The following is a 14,458-nucleotide window of genomic DNA, read 5'->3' as shown; positions in this document are numbered from 1 at the left end:
CCAGCCCTATTACCGTTAAGTAACGAGCCGTATGTCTGAGCCACGTTTTGTCCATTTACGCATCCACAGTGACTTTTCCATGGTAGATGGGTTGTCCAAAGTGCCGCCACTGGTAAAAAAAGTGGCGGAAATGGGCATGCCCGCCATGGCGCTGACCGATTTCAGTAACCTTTGTGGGTTGGTCAAATTCTACAACACGGCCAATAACGTTGGTGTTAAGCCGATTATCGGCGCTGACTTTCTGGTCCAGTCTGACGCCTTTGGCGAGGATCTTTGCCAGCTTACCTTGTTGGCGACCGATAAAGCCGGCTACAAGAACTTGACCTTGCTGATCTCCAAGGCCTACCTCCGAGGCCATATTCAGCACCGCCCAGTGATCGATCAGCAGTGGTTGGTTGAGCATGCACAAGGATTGATTGTGTTGTCTGGTGGCTGCCGTGGTGACTTGGGTAAAGCCTTGCTTAAAGGCAATCAAGCGCTGGCAAAAGAGTGTGCTCACTTTTACCAGACCTATTTCCCGGATGCGTATTACATGGAGCTGGTGCGCACTGGGCGCCAGGATGAAGAAGTCTATCTACATTTTGCAGTTGATTTCGCGACCGAGCATGACTTGCCTGTGGTGGCGACCAATGAAGTCTGCTTCATTTCATCTGAGGAGTTTGATGCGCATGAGATCCGAGTTGCGATTCATGATGGTTTCACGCTCGATGATCCTCGTCGCCCCAAGAAATACAGCGCCGAACAGTATTTGCGTACCGAGCAAGAGATGTGTGAGCTCTTCGCGGATATTCCCGAGGCACTGACCAATAGCGTAGAAATCGCCAAGCGATGTAACGTCCCGGTGCGGCTGAATGAGTACTTTTTGCCTAACTTCCCGACTGAGGGAATGGAAATTGATCAATACTTGGTCAAGCGCTCACAAGAAGGCTTGGAAGAGCGTCTTGCCTTTCTCTTTCCTGATGAAGTGGAAAGAGCGCGCCGACGCCCCGACTATGATGCACGACTAGAGCGCGAGCTTGGGGTCATCAACCAAATGGGGTTTCCCGGCTACTTTTTGATCGTCATGGAGTTTATCCAATGGTCAAAAGACAATGATATCCCTGTGGGCCCAGGGCGAGGCTCAGGAGCCGGCTCTTTGGTGGCTTATGCGCTAAAAATTACCGACCTCGATCCACTCCAGTTTGATCTTCTCTTCGAGCGCTTTTTGAATCCCGAACGGGTTTCCATGCCCGACTTCGATGTCGACTTTTGCATGGATAAGCGTGATCTAGTGATCGATCACGTCGCTGAAATGTACGGCCGTGATGCGGTATCTCAGATCATTACTTTCGGTACCATGGCTGCGAAAGCCGTGATCCGCGATGTGGGCCGTGTGTTAGGGCACCCTTATGGTTTTGTGGACAGGATTTCCAAGCTGGTGCCACCAGACCCAGGCATGACCCTCGAGAAAGCCTTCGACGCCGAACCTCAGCTGGTCGAGGTTTATAACAACGATGAGGAAGTCAAAGCGCTGATTGACATGGCGCGGATGCTTGAAGGGGTAACCCGAAATGCGGGTAAGCACGCGGGCGGGGTGGTGATATCACCCACCACGATCACCGATTTCGCCCCCCTTTATTGCGACAGTGAAGGGCATCATCCGGTCACGCAGTTTGATAAAAACGACGTTGAAACCGCCGGTCTCGTGAAGTTTGACTTCTTGGGTCTGCGGACGCTGACCATCATCGACTGGGCGCTGGGGATGATAAATCCGCGCTTACAGCGTCAAGGGAAAGATCCTATTGATATCGCCGCGATTCCCATGGCGGACCAAGCGTCATTCGAGATGCTGCGTAAGGCAGAGACGACTGCGGTATTCCAGCTTGAATCGCGGGGCATGAAGGAGCTGATTAAGCGCCTTCAGCCGGATTGCTTTGAAGATATGATCGCTTTGGTGGCTTTGTTCCGGCCTGGGCCATTGCAATCTGGGATGGTGGATAACTTTATCGACCGTAAGCATGGCCGTGAAGTCGTGTCTTACCCGGATGAAAAATGGCAACACGACTCGTTGAAAGAAACGCTTGAGCCGACCTATGGCATCATTCTCTATCAAGAGCAGGTGATGCAGATTGCTCAGACACTCGCAGGCTACACCTTGGGTGGGGCGGACTTGTTGCGCCGGGCAATGGGTAAGAAAAAGCCAGAAGAAATGGCCAAGCAGCGAGACATCTTTGAAAAAGGGGCGATTGCCAACGGCATTGATGGCGAGCTGGCAATGCGGATCTTTGACTTGGTAGAAAAGTTCGCCGGCTATGGCTTTAACAAGTCGCACTCAGCCGCATACGCGCTGGTCTCTTACCAAACCTTGTGGTTGAAAGCTCACTACCCGGCGGAGTTCATGGCGGCGGTAATGACCGCGGATATGGATAACACCGATAAAGTGGTTGGCTTGGTCGAGGAGTGTCGGCGAATGAAGTTGACGGTGTTACCGCCGGATGTGAATGCGGGACTGCACCATTTCACCGTCAATGAGCAAGGGGAAATTGTTTACGGTATTGGGGCGATAAAAGGGGTCGGTGAAGGCCCTATCGACACCATTGTCGCCGCGCGAGAGCAAGACGGTTATTTCCGCGACTTGTTTGATTTTTGCGCCCGCATTGATACCAAAAAAGTCAATAAGCGCGTGATAGAGCGCCTGATCCGCGCTGGTGCCATGGACAAACTCGGCCCTCATCGTGCGGCGATGATGGCCTCGGTCGATGAAGCTATTCGTGCTGCGAGCCAACATCACCAAGCGGAAGCCTACGGGCAAACCGATATGTTTGGGGTGTTGACCGATGCCCCCGAAGAAGTCGAGCATGCCTATGCGCATGCCAACCCGTGGCCAGATAAAGTATGGTTAGAAGGGGAGCGGGAAACACTGGGCTTGTATCTGACCGGTCATCCGATCAACAGTTACCGCAAAGAGCTAAAAAACTATATCACGTGGCGGCTCGAGGATGCTCATGCAACGAAACGCGATGTGGTGTCGACGGTGGCAGGATTAGTGATCGCAGCTCGGGTGATGACCACTAAACGAGGGTCTCGATTAGGGATCCTCACACTAGACGATCGCTCAGGGCGTATGGAAGTGATGCTTTTCTCTGATGTGCTCGACAAATATCTCGATTTAGTGGAGAAAGATCGAATTTTAGTGGTCTCAGGACAGGTCAGCTTTGATGACTTCAACGGGGGGCTTAAAATGACCGCCCGTGAAGTGATGGACATTAGTCAGGCGCGGGAAAAATATGCGCGTTGTTTAGGGATATCGATGACATCTGAGCAGGTCGATGCGCCCTTTTTTGAACGGTTTCATGATGCACTGGCACCCTACCGATCCGGTACCGTTCCTGTGAATCTTTACTATCAGCGCGACGATGCGCGCGCGCGGTTACGCTTAGGCGCAGAGTGGCGCGTAACGCCAACCGATGAATTAATCGACACCTTGAAAGGCTTGCTCGGTAACGAGCAGGTCGAATTAGAGTTTAACTAAGCCAGGCTGGTGACGTAACGCGTACACTGGCGGTGACCAATAGGATTCTCTTGGTATGAGTCTTAATTTTTTAGAGTTTGAACAACCTATCGCAGAACTAGAAGCCAAAATTGAGGCCCTTCGCGCTGTCTCTAAGCGGGGTGGAGAAGACGCGGTTAACTTAGATAAAGAAATTGAGCAACTGGAAACAAAAAGCCTTGAGCTGACGCGAAAGATTTTTGGTGATTTAGGCGCATGGCAGGTGGCACAACTGGCGCGTCATCCTCAACGTCCTTATACCTACGACTATCTGGATCGCATTTTCCATGAATTTGATGAATTGGCTGGCGACCGCGCCTATGCTGACGATAAAGCATTGGTGGGAGGAATGGCGCGATTAGAAGGGCGTCCAGTGATGGTGATTGGTCATCAAAAAGGACGAGACACCAATGAAAAGGTTAAGCGTAACTTTGGTATGCCCAAGCCTGAGGGCTATCGAAAAGCGCTGCGTCTGATGAAAATGGCCGAGCGTTTTAATATGCCGGTGATTACCTTTATCGATACCGCAGGCGCTTACCCAGGTGTCGGTGCCGAGGAGCGAGGCCAATCAGAGGCGATTGCACGTAACCTCAAAGAAATGGCGGGCCTAACCGTGCCGGTAATTTGTAATGTGGTCGGTGAAGGTGGTTCAGGTGGCGCGTTGGCGATTGGCGTGGGTGACTATGTCAATATGCTGCAGTACTCCACCTACTCGGTGATCTCCCCCGAGGGTTGTGCATCTATTTTGTGGCGTGATGCTGCAAAAGCGCCGCAAGCGGCTGATGCGATGGGGATAACCGCCCCACGCCTCAAAGAGCTTGGCTTGATTGACAGTGTGATCACTGAGCCACTGGGGGGCGCACACCGCGACATTAACGCGATGGCTGAGAGCATTAAGCAAACACTGCTTACCCAGCTAAGCGATTTAGACAGTCTTGATATCGAAAGCTTGCGGGATCGCCGCTATCAGCGCTTGCTCAATTACGGTTACTGCTAATCGTGATGGAATGAACTGCGATAAAGGGCCTGCGGGCCCTTTTCTTTTACGTAAAGGGCAGTAACAATGACACATTATATCAATGATGAATGGCTATGCTTTACCATCAACTGAGTGACACATTAGCCCCGCTGACATCGGCACCGCGACAGGTGGTGCTAGCGCTCAGTGGCGGGTTAGACTCTCGCGTGTTGCTTGAATTATTGACGCAGTATCGCGACCAGCACCCCCAACATGATTACCTTGTGGTTCATGTTCATCACGGTTTGCATCCCGACGCAGATAGATGGGCGGAACAGTGCCAAATGTGGGCGGACAACGCCGGATTTCGCTGTTGCGTGGAAAGGGTAAGATTGGATACGTCGCTCAGTGTGGAACATGCGGCAAGACAAGCAAGGTATCAGGCAATCGCGCACCTGATTGAGCCCAATGGACTGGTGTTAACCGCTCAGCATAGCGATGATCAGGTTGAAACCTTTTTCCTCGCGCTAAAACGCGGCAGTGGTTTGGAAGGATTAGCAGGAATGCCAGCGGTGCGAGCTTTGGGGCAAGGCTATCTGGTGCGTCCTTTTTTGACGCAATCACGGGCGAGCCTCGAGGCGTATGCGCGCCAACATCAACTCGATTGGGTAGACGATCCGAGCAACCAAGACACGCGATTTGATCGCAATTTTTTGCGTCAGCACTGGTTACCGCAAGCGGATACGCGCTGGCCAGGGTTTCGTAAAGCGGTACAACGGACCCAACTTCTGTGTGCCGAACAAGCTTCGTTATTGGCACGTTTGATTGAGCCTATGGTGACACAGGCGGAGACAGAAGCAGGTAGCCTGCCTATTACCGCATTACCACAAGACGATTTAGCACTCACGCAGGCCATGCTGCGCCATTGGCTAAAGCGTCACAGTATTACCTTAACGCAAGCACAGTTACAGGCATTGCTCTTTGATGTCATCAACGCTAAACCGGATGCCAACCCAAGCTTGAGCGTGGGAACGGTGAGCATTCGCCGCTTCCAGCAACAGCTTTATATCGTGATGCCTGATGCAGATTTATCTCAATGGCAGGGCACATTGACGTCAGAATCGCCGTTAGTGCTGCCAGATGGACTGGGTACCTTATACTTACTGCCTTATTCGTCGACAGCGAAAGGACTCGCGCTGGGAGATCTCGCGTCGCGGGCACTGCATGTACACTTTAACCCTCGTGGCTTATCGATTCATCCTGCTGGCCGACAAGGGCGTCGAAAGCTGAAAAAACTTTACCAAGAAGCGGGGATCCCCAGCTGGTTGCGCCGACGCCAACCGATTATTTGCGATGGCGAGACAGTGGTGGCCATTGCCGATAGGTATGTTAGCCAGACCGCGAGCGGTAAACAATGGCGGCTTGTTTGGCAGCATGAGTCTTAGTCTCCTTGTCACCTGCGCGATTTGCTCACTGAATATCGCTCGCTCACAAGGTGCCAGAGCAAACGTCGGGCGAGCTGGATGAGATCAGAACACTGAACTGGTGATGATTAATTGAGCAGTTAGGCTATCTTGTCTTGCTTAATCGTGACGAATTACTTAATGTACTAGTCTAATGATACATAAGGTAAGCAGTAATGGCATCAAGTCGCGAATTATTCGGTACTAGGATTGGCTTTGTTCTTGCTGCAGCAGGTGCTGCAGTTGGACTGGGTAATATTTGGGGATTTCCCACTCAAGCGGCCAGTAATGGCGGAGGCGCCTTTTTACTCGTCTACTTGTTGATGATTTTGCTGGTTGCATTTCCCATGCTGGTGGTGGAAATGGCGATTGGCCGTCATGGGCGTGCGAATCCACTGGATAGCATGCGTGCACTGAGTGATAATCCTTTGATGAAGCGCTTAGGAAGCGGTGTGGGTTTAGTGGGACTGGCCGTTCCTTGTATGGTGCTGGCGTTCTATAGCATTGTTGGAGGCTGGTTAGTGTCATTCCTCCTCGCGGCGGTTGCAGAGATCTTGCACTTTACCGACGTGGCAGCATGGTTAAAAGGCTTCTCGGCTTCACGTAACTTGTTTGGCGCCATCCTCTTTTATGTGTTGACTATCTTTATTGTGCAAGCAGGTGTGAAACAAGGTATTGAGCGTTGGTCAACCCGTTTGATGCCAGCGTTATTCGTGTTGTTTGCCGCGATGTTCGTCTACATCATGACGTTACCTGGGGCAACAGAGGGTTTAAAGCACTACCTTATTCCTGACTTCTCCAAGATCATGGACAGAGATCTGCTCTTGGCAGCGATGGGGCAAGGCTTCTTCTCGTTGACCATTGGTGGATGTTCGATGCTGATCTACGGCTCTTACCTGAGTCAGAAAGAAAACCTACCTAAGATGGCATTGAGTGTCACGCTGGTAGATACCGCGGTGGCAGTCATTGCCGGTCTGGTGGTTCTGCCCGCGATGTTCGTGGCGATGAATCAGGGCGTCGAAATCTATGCTCAAGATGGCAGCTTGCTGAGTGCCGATACACTGGTATTTACCGTGTTACCTTTGTTGTTTGAAAGCTTGGGCGCTGCAGGGCCTTATGTCTCTTTGGTCTTTTTCTTGTTGATGACCATTGCGGCGCTGACTTCTTCTATCTCGATGCTCGAGTGCCCGGTCGCGCTCGCCAGTGAACGGTTAGGCTCAAGCCGTAAAATCACCAGTTGGGTACTGGGTGGACTGATTGCTGCATTCAGTGCCGTTATCGTGTTTCATTTTGGCACTTTATTTGGACTTGTCGCGAAAGTGGCAACACAGTACTTCCAGCCTTTTGCTGCCTTGCTATTCTGCTTGTTTGGTGGGTGGATTTGGTCGCGTGACCGCAAATTGTCAGCCTTGCGTGAAGGATACGAGGAGATTGAGCAGAGCCTGTTTTGGAAAATATGGCCTGTCTACGTCAAGTTCGTTTGTCCTGTCTTAGTGGCAACCGTCCTTTGGGTTTCGTTGGGTTAACAAGCGTACTGGGAAAGTCAACGCAGACAAAAAGCGGACCATGTGTCCGCTTTTTCCGTAGGTATGGGCTTAGCGAAATTGGTTGGCGTCTTCGATATACGTAAAGCCTGCTTCTTCGAGCCGCGTGCACAACACGGCTTTGTCGATATCATAATAACGAACCAGATCCTCTAAGCTGTCAAACTCGTCACGTAGCTTCATATTGACGATGCTCATCAGCATGACAGGGTCCATGGTGGCGTAATTGTTTAAATCCATCTTAGTCCTCGTGATCGCTGATCAACAAGTTGGCTGCGGCAAATGCGGCTTGCTCTCGACGCGCTTGCTGGATCTCAGTGTCTTGTGCAATATCGTTGAGGGCTTTTAATGCGCAATGGATCGCCGCCGGTATATAGCCTTGTTCGCCACTGCCAATTTCCGCATAGCGTTGGCGAATTAAGTCACAGCAGTCTGCTATTTTCATGGTGTTCTCCTCAAGTAATGATGAGGATCACTATACCCAATCTCGTTGGGGAGAGGAAAGCGCTAACGTGCGCGTTTTTGCCGGTACATACTTTGGTCGGCGCGCTCATAGAGCGACAAGTTATTATCACCTTGTCGATAGACAGAGAAACCCACTGACGCGCTGATCTGGTGACTTGATAACAAATGATCTTGGCTAACTAAGCTCTTCACTCGTGAGGTCACGTGTTTCACTGAGCTCTTACTGGCAGGTTGCAAGATAACGGCAAACTCATCGCCACCGAGTCGATAACAACGATCGCTGCCACGCACGGCTTCTTTGACCAGCAATGAAAAACGACGTAGTACCTTATCACCATCCAAATGGCCATAGGTATCATTGACTTGTTTGAAATTGTCCATATCGAACATCACCATGACCAGACCAATATTTTCCCGTTCACAGACTGCGACGGCATGCTGAAGGTCTTGTTCAAAGCTGGTGCGGTTATGTAGGCCAGTGAGGCCATCGAGCAATGCCATGTTTTTCACTCGCGTATATTCAACGGCATTATTCAGCGGGCCGGCGAGCAGCTTGTGATAGGTATGGAGCAAGCTGATTTCATCTGGGTCGAGCTTGTAAGGGGTAGAGTATTGCAACACACCCAATGGCTGCTTATTGAACTTGATGGAAAACGTCTGACGAAATGTGTGTTGTGCGCCACGACGAATGATGTTGGAGATATCATCATGCTCCCAAATAATTCGCCCAATATCGATCTGCTTTTCTAGTTCACGCGCATACACTTCAAACAACACTTTGATATCAAGGTGGCCTTGCAGCTTTTGTAACAACAACAAACGTTGATCGGCACCGAGCGGGACAATCCGCGGGGCGCGATCAGAGTTTGTATATTGTTTGATGTGCGAGGCATTCATGCGTGATCAACTACTCAGTAACAACGTCGGTTTCAATCTATGAAGCAGGTATCGTGCCAGTCTATATATTTTTGCGAATGGCGATGGGTGGATGCGAGTGAGGATACTGTTTTAAAGTAACTAATCTGTCAATAAAGAAAGGATCTCAGACTGATGATTGTGTGCATCACGGTAACCAATGTCAATCAACTGGCGAAGGTATGCCGGCTCAAATAATAGATAACTGGCAAAGGTGGCATCTTGACTGGCATTAATCCCCAAAAGTTTAAGCAAGCTGCGCAATGCGAGTGGCATATGGCTGTAGTAGCGGTTCGCCATGGGTTCAAATGGCTCTGAAGGCCGAAGGTGGAGAACATCAATGTGGCGCAGCCCTAGACGCTCTTTTTGGTCGGGAGATAAAGCGCTGGCAACATGATTAAGCCGTTGTAAATGCTCTAAGTCTGCCGAGAGCGTATCGGCAAAGATCGCATTCATTAAATGACCGCCGAGCATCGCTAAACCTGGCGCGGTGTGTTTAATTTGTTCAGGCCGCCGTATCCCTGTGGTCAGATCCAGAATTAAAATCCGCTCCGCGTCCATTTTAACAGCGGGACGCAACGGGGAAATTTGGTGAATGGCGCCATCACCATAAAATTCGTGACCAATCCTGGAGGCGGGAAAAATGAAAGGAATGGCAGAAGAGGCCAGTAAGTGTTCGGTGGAAATTTGACTTCGTTTTCCCACTGCACGGGCTCTTTCCCATGGTTTGATATGTGATGCGCCTTGAAAGAAGCTCACCGATTGCCCCGTTTGGTAGTTTGAGGCCGTGACAGACAAGCCATTCAAATGACCAGCCAGTAATTGATAGTTAAGCTTGTTAAAGCTGATCGTTTGATTCAGTAATTCTCTTAATGGCCGGTTATTGAGCAACCCGAAAGGCTGAGTGGGCTGGTAGTGAGATTGAAAGCGTTGCCCGGTTTGCGACAAAAGATGGCCGATAAGTGCACTGGGCTGACTGGCGAGCACCCGAGAGGTGTTCAACCGATGCCATAGCCAAGACAATTTTTTGACGCCTAGTCGAAAACATGACGCATAGCTTGCCAAAGATACCGCGTTGATAGCACCGGCGGATGTGCCGCAATAAATGGTAAATGGACTCGTGTGCACACGCGGATACCAGTGAGCGATGGCCGATAAGACACCCACTTGATAAGCCGCTCGTGCGCCGCCGCCGGTGAGTACCAAGGCAATTTTAGGTTTGTTTTTTGACATAGGGCTACCATTATTACCGCGCTAACAGTTTGATTATAGATGCTCTTTTATCTCACGCGCGGCGGTATATCACAGACCCTAAATATCATTAATGATAATGAGGTTGAAAATTGTTATCAATTCGATCTAGGCTGGTGGTGTCTTAATCATCAATGGAGTGACACTATGACTTATCCTTTTCCGGATCTTCCTTATGCCTACGATGCGCTAGCGCCCCACATTGATGAGGCGACGATGCGCATTCATCATCAGCGTCACCACAAAACCTATTACGATAAATTTGTTGCGGCGATCGAAGAGACGGCGCGTAATGGTGAATCGCTTGAGGCTTTGTTTGCTGAGATTTCAACGCTGCCTGCTGCCATCCGTAATAATGGCGGTGGTTATTACAATCATTTGGTGTACTGGCAATCAATGACACCTAACCCTAAGGGGGCACCAGAAGGGCCGCTCTACGATGCCATTGTAGCGACGTACGGCTCACTTGATGCGTTTAAAGAGGCCTTTAGTCAGGCGGCCATTGGTCAGTTTGGTTCCGGCTTTGCGTGGCTGGTGGTGAAAGAAGATGGACAGCTTGCGATTACATCGACACCTAATCAAGACAATCCATTGATGGATGTTGCTGAGGTGAAAGGGGAGCCTCTGCTAGGTTGCGATGTGTGGGAGCATGCTTATTATCTTAGTTATCAGAATAAGCGGCCAGATTATGTCAATGCTTGGTGGCAAGTAGTCAACTGGGATTTTGCTGAAAAGGTATACCAAAAAGCGCTTGAGACGATTAGCTGATGCAACATTAGCTGATATAAAATGCCCCGCAGAGCGGGGCATTAAAATGGTACTGTCAGTTCCGACTTAGCTAAGCTTGGATTGAATAAACGTCAGTGCATCGTCGATAGCAAAAGGCACTTTTTCGCCCTCTCGACGGTGTTTATATTCGAATACACCGTTGTCCATGCTGCGTTCACCAATCACTACCGTGTGAGGCACGCCGACAAGCTCAATATCAGAGAACATTACACCTGGACGCTCTTTACGGTCGTCAAAGAGTACATCGATACCTGCCGCTGAGAGATCGGCGTATAGCTTTTCAGCCGCTTCACGCACACGTTCAGATTTGTGCATGTTCATGGGGACAATGGCCACCTTGAAAGGCGCGATAGCGTCAGGCCATATAATTCCGTTTTGGTCATGGTTTTGCTCAATGGCTGCAGCCACAACACGCGTAATACCAATACCGTAACAGCCCATTTCTAACAAGGCGTTCTTACCGTCTTGGCCTAGCACGCCTGCATTCATCTTTTGTGAGTAATTATTGCCCAGCTGGAAGATATGGCCCACTTCGATGCCACGCTTAAACATCAATGTGCCGTTACCACAAGGGCTAGGATCGCCTTCAATGACATTGCGCAGGTCGGCGACTTGACCCAGCTGTACATCGCGTTCCCAATTTATTCCGAAGTAGTGTTTGTCGTCGGTATTTGCACCGGCACCAAAGTCACTCATCACTGCAACACTGCGATCAACGATGAAAGGTGCGGGTAGGTTTACCGGGCCCAAAGAGCCAGGACCGGCACCGACAAGTGCACGTATCTCTTCTTCGGTGGCGAAAGTCAGCGGGGCGGCAACCTCTGGTAGGTTTTCTGCTTTCACTTCGTTGAGTTCATGATCACCACGGATGATTAGCGCGATAAGATCAGACTCGACCTGTTCAGACGCTTTGACGAAAAGCGTCTTCACCGTTTTTTCAATGGGAAGATCAAACTGCTCAACCAGTTCAGCGATGGTTTTTGCATTTGGCGTATCGACCAATTCCATCGCTTGGGTTGGCGCATCAGCCTGATCTTTGGGCGCGAGCGCTTCAGCTTTTTCGAGATTCGCTGCGTATTCAGACTCAGTCGAGAAAGCAATCAGGTCTTCACCACTGTCTGCCAAAACATGGAACTCGTGTGAGGCGGAACCACCAATTGCGCCGGTATCAGCCAGCACCGCGCGATAGTCTAATCCCATACGGTCAAAGATGGCGCAGTAAGCGGCACGCATCTTTTCGTAGCTCTGCTCCATGCCTGCTTTATCAATATCGAAACTGTAGGCATCCTTCATGGTAAATTCGCGAGAGCGCATGACGCCAAAACGTGGGCGTACTTCGTCACGGAATTTGGTTTGGATTTGATACAGGTTGAGCGGCAGTTGCTTGTAAGAATTAATTTCGTTACGCGCCAAGTGTGTAATCACTTCTTCATGCGTAGGACCCAAGACAAAATCGCGTTGATGGCGGTCAGCGATACGCAGTAACTCAGGGCCAAATTTTTCCCAACGTCCCGTTTCTTGCCATAAATCTGCTGGTTGCACGACAGGCATCATGGTTTCGACGGCACCGGCACGGTTCATCTCTTCGCGGACAATACGCTCAACATGTTGAAGGACGCGAACACCTGTGGGGAGCCAAGTATAAAGGCCTGAAGCGAGTTTTCGAATCATACCCGCGCGCAGCATCAGCTGATGGCTGACAATTTCTGCGTCGCTAGGGGTTTCTTTCAAAGTAGAAAGCAGATATTGACTGGTACGCATGTAAAGTTATCCGTTGATATTGGCGATCAATAAGTCCAAGCATATTAACAGCGTGGGGGAGTTTCGACAAAAGCTTCTATGGAAGCCACTTCGATTTGCTCGTTTTGAACGTAAAACGTGACGTTAAAGTCGAACAGGTGAACCGCATAGCGGCGATTATCCGGTTGACCTTTTCTGTATGCCGGGCGTGGATCTTGCGCTAAGACTTCAGCAATCACGCTTTGATAGTATGCTTGCTGAGGATATGGAGATAATGCCAATAAGGCGCGGTCAGAGAAATGAACATCGAGCGGAGTAGGTTTGGTTTGAGCAAATCCGCCTTGGGCGTCGGCAATACTGTCAGAGTAAGGAATATATGGCTTAATATCGACAATTGGAGTTTGGTCAACAAGATCACACCCTCGTAATACCAAGATGACTTGCCCGCTATCTTGAGTGACATCAACCAGCTCTACGGCTGACATACCAATGCCATTAGGACGAAATGTAGCCCGGCTAGCAAACACACCCATTCTCTCATTCCCCCCCAGTCGAGGTGGACGGACGGTTGGGCGCCATCCCCTATCGAGGTTCTTATCAAAAAGAAAAAGTAACCAAAGGTGGGAGTATTGTTCAATGCCTCGCACGGCGTCGATCTGATTGGCATCCCCCTGTAAGTAGAGATAAGCGAGTGCGTTAGGCGCTAACCCAGGTTGACGAGGTACCGCAAATTTCTCTTTAAAAGGAGAGTGAAGTGTGCCAATCGGCGTGATAGAAAACTGGGAACACATAACCAAATAAACCGAAAACAAAGTGGGTATACTTTAGCATGTGATAGAAGAGGGGAGTATGGATGCAAGTCAGTCTTGGGCGTGACATAATCCCAACATTATTTACCGAGGGGAACAACGCGTGAGTCTTCCAGCCGTTTTTATCGATCGTGATGGTGTCGTTAATGTCGATCACGGTTATGTGTCTAGTATCGATAGCTTTGAATATATTGAGGGCGTGTTCGACGCATGTAGGGCGCTGAAAGAAAGAGGCTATTTACTCGTCCTCGTGACCAACCAAGCCGGTATCGCGAGAGGTTACTACACTGAGCAAGACTTTTTGCAATTGACTGAATGGATGGACTGGAACTTTGCTGACAAAGGTGTCGATTTTGATGGGATATACTACTGCCCCCATCATCCCAGCGAAGGAAGCGGGGAATACCGCATCGAGTGTGAGTGTCGCAAGCCCAAGCCTGGAATGCTTCTAGATGCAGCGAAAGAGCTCAATATCGACCTCGTCCACTCTGTCATGGTGGGAGATAAAGCGGATGACATGATAGCGGCAGAGGCTGCGGGCATTACTACGCGTTTTCTTGTTCGCTCTGGTAAACCTATCACCGAGCAGGGCGTCGCATTAGCCACTGAGGTGGTTAATTCGATCGCGGATATACCCACGTTACTCGCTCGCCGCTAAAAAGCTGTCTTTATAGAGTGAGTTGGCGATTATTTGCTCGGTTAGATTTTTTTGAACAAAAACGCTTGCATCCAAAAATCTACCCTCTATAATTCGCTTCTCGTTGGCACGGCAAGCCGCGCTAACAACGGCAAAACAAACAAGCAAAACAAAACGCTTGACTCATTGCCGAGGTGGCGTAAAATGCCACTCCCGCTCAAGATTGAGCGGCGCTCTTTAACAATTTGACCTATGCAATCTGTGTGGGCACTCGTTGAGAATAGACAAAAAGATTTATTCGATGAACTGAGTGACCAAACGACAACTTTTACAGTTGTTCGGCACAGTCAATTCGTTT

12 protein-coding genes are annotated in these 14,458 nt (G+C 50.0%); 6 read left to right on the top strand and 6 right to left on the bottom strand.

What is annotated here, in order from left to right; all coding sequences use genetic code 11:
• Nucleotides 1-31 precede the first annotated feature (31 nt).
• From dnaE to EHW58_RS14540, 4 genes are all read left to right on the top strand, one after another.
• Nucleotides 32-3,511, top strand: coding sequence for a DNA polymerase III subunit alpha (dnaE, locus tag EHW58_RS14555; protein WP_152797167.1), 3,480 nt, complete (start codon nt 32-34; stop codon nt 3,509-3,511).
• A 55-nt stretch (nt 3,512-3,566) separates the two neighbouring features.
• A complete protein-coding gene (gene accA / locus EHW58_RS14550; RefSeq protein WP_077578861.1) occupies nt 3,567-4,526 on the top strand; it encodes an acetyl-CoA carboxylase carboxyl transferase subunit alpha in 960 nt (319 codons plus the stop codon).
• Nucleotides 4,527-4,621: 95 nt separating this feature from the next.
• Nucleotides 4,622-5,932 (top strand): tRNA lysidine(34) synthetase TilS, encoded by a 1,311-nt coding sequence (tilS, locus tag EHW58_RS14545; protein ID WP_152797165.1) that lies wholly within the window; start codon nt 4,622-4,624, stop codon nt 5,930-5,932.
• A 194-nt stretch (nt 5,933-6,126) separates the two neighbouring features.
• Nucleotides 6,127-7,476 (top strand): sodium-dependent transporter, encoded by a 1,350-nt coding sequence (locus EHW58_RS14540; protein WP_152797163.1) that lies wholly within the window; start codon nt 6,127-6,129, stop codon nt 7,474-7,476.
• A 69-nt stretch (nt 7,477-7,545) separates the two neighbouring features.
• Here the strand turns inward: EHW58_RS14540 and EHW58_RS14535 are convergent, their stop codons facing one another.
• The 4 genes from EHW58_RS14535 to EHW58_RS14520 all read right to left on the bottom strand — a co-directional run bounded on the left by EHW58_RS14535 (nt 7,546) and on the right by EHW58_RS14520 (nt 10,107).
• Nucleotides 7,546-7,734, bottom strand: a complete 189-nt coding sequence (locus EHW58_RS14535) for a DUF4250 domain-containing protein (RefSeq protein WP_046074193.1) — start codon at nt 7,732-7,734, stop codon at nt 7,546-7,548.
• A 1-nt stretch (nt 7,735) separates the two neighbouring features.
• Nucleotides 7,736-7,939, bottom strand: coding sequence for a YaeP family protein (locus EHW58_RS14530; protein WP_046074194.1), 204 nt, complete (start codon nt 7,937-7,939; stop codon nt 7,736-7,738).
• A 62-nt stretch (nt 7,940-8,001) separates the two neighbouring features.
• The gene (locus tag EHW58_RS14525) at nt 8,002-8,856 is read right to left on the bottom strand and encodes a GGDEF domain-containing protein (protein ID WP_077578858.1); all 855 of its coding nucleotides are present in this window, start codon (nt 8,854-8,856) and stop codon (nt 8,002-8,004) included.
• 120 nt (nt 8,857-8,976) lie between these two features.
• On the bottom strand, nt 8,977-10,107 hold the full coding sequence (locus EHW58_RS14520; RefSeq protein WP_077578856.1) for a patatin-like phospholipase family protein: 1,131 nt from the start codon (nt 10,105-10,107) through the stop codon (nt 8,977-8,979).
• A gap of 165 nt (nt 10,108-10,272) precedes the next feature.
• Between EHW58_RS14520 and EHW58_RS14515 the strand changes: the two genes are divergently transcribed.
• Complete coding sequence (locus EHW58_RS14515; RefSeq protein WP_152797161.1) at nt 10,273-10,893, top strand: superoxide dismutase; 621 nt, start codon at nt 10,273-10,275, stop codon at nt 10,891-10,893.
• 66 nt (nt 10,894-10,959) lie between these two features.
• Here the strand turns inward: EHW58_RS14515 and EHW58_RS14510 are convergent, their stop codons facing one another.
• Both EHW58_RS14510 and tsaA read right to left on the bottom strand, forming a co-directional pair.
• The gene (locus EHW58_RS14510; protein WP_077578853.1) at nt 10,960-12,675 is read right to left on the bottom strand and encodes a proline--tRNA ligase; all 1,716 of its coding nucleotides are present in this window, start codon (nt 12,673-12,675) and stop codon (nt 10,960-10,962) included.
• Nucleotides 12,676-12,719: 44 nt separating this feature from the next.
• Nucleotides 12,720-13,445 (bottom strand): tRNA (N6-threonylcarbamoyladenosine(37)-N6)-methyltransferase TrmO, encoded by a 726-nt coding sequence (tsaA, locus tag EHW58_RS14505; RefSeq protein ID WP_152797159.1) that lies wholly within the window; start codon nt 13,443-13,445, stop codon nt 12,720-12,722.
• A 121-nt stretch (nt 13,446-13,566) separates the two neighbouring features.
• On the opposite strand from tsaA, the gene gmhB reads away from it, so the two are divergent.
• A complete protein-coding gene (gmhB, locus tag EHW58_RS14500) occupies nt 13,567-14,121 on the top strand; it encodes a D-glycero-beta-D-manno-heptose 1,7-bisphosphate 7-phosphatase (protein WP_077607274.1) in 555 nt (184 codons plus the stop codon).
• Nucleotides 14,122-14,458 lie beyond the last annotated feature (337 nt).

This window comes from Salinivibrio sp. VYel1 (genome assembly GCF_009377945.1).
Lineage (GTDB): Bacteria > Pseudomonadota > Gammaproteobacteria > Enterobacterales > Vibrionaceae > Salinivibrio > Salinivibrio siamensis.
This window is presented reverse-complemented; position numbering and strand designations above follow the sequence as displayed.

Bases quoted from the DNA above. Each gene is read 5' to 3' on its own strand.
- dnaE (WP_152797167.1), top strand. From the start codon at position 32: ATGTCTGAGCCACGTTTTGTCCATTTACGCATCCACAGTGACTTTTCC.
- accA (WP_077578861.1), top strand. From the start codon at position 3,567: ATGAGTCTTAATTTTTTAGAGTTTGAACAACCTATCGCAGAACTAGAA.
- tilS (WP_152797165.1), top strand. From the start codon at position 4,622: ATGCTTTACCATCAACTGAGTGACACATTAGCCCCGCTGACATCGGCA.
- EHW58_RS14540 (WP_152797163.1), top strand. From the start codon at position 6,127: ATGGCATCAAGTCGCGAATTATTCGGTACTAGGATTGGCTTTGTTCTT.
- EHW58_RS14535 (WP_046074193.1), bottom strand. From the start codon at position 7,734: ATGGATTTAAACAATTACGCCACCATGGACCCTGTCATGCTGATGAGC.
- EHW58_RS14530 (WP_046074194.1), bottom strand. From the start codon at position 7,939: ATGAAAATAGCAGACTGCTGTGACTTAATTCGCCAACGCTATGCGGAA.
- EHW58_RS14525 (WP_077578858.1), bottom strand. From the start codon at position 8,856: ATGAATGCCTCGCACATCAAACAATATACAAACTCTGATCGCGCCCCG.
- EHW58_RS14520 (WP_077578856.1), bottom strand. From the start codon at position 10,107: ATGTCAAAAAACAAACCTAAAATTGCCTTGGTACTCACCGGCGGCGGC.
- EHW58_RS14515 (WP_152797161.1), top strand. From the start codon at position 10,273: ATGACTTATCCTTTTCCGGATCTTCCTTATGCCTACGATGCGCTAGCG.
- EHW58_RS14510 (WP_077578853.1), bottom strand. From the start codon at position 12,675: ATGCGTACCAGTCAATATCTGCTTTCTACTTTGAAAGAAACCCCTAGC.
- tsaA (WP_152797159.1), bottom strand. From the start codon at position 13,445: ATGTGTTCCCAGTTTTCTATCACGCCGATTGGCACACTTCACTCTCCT.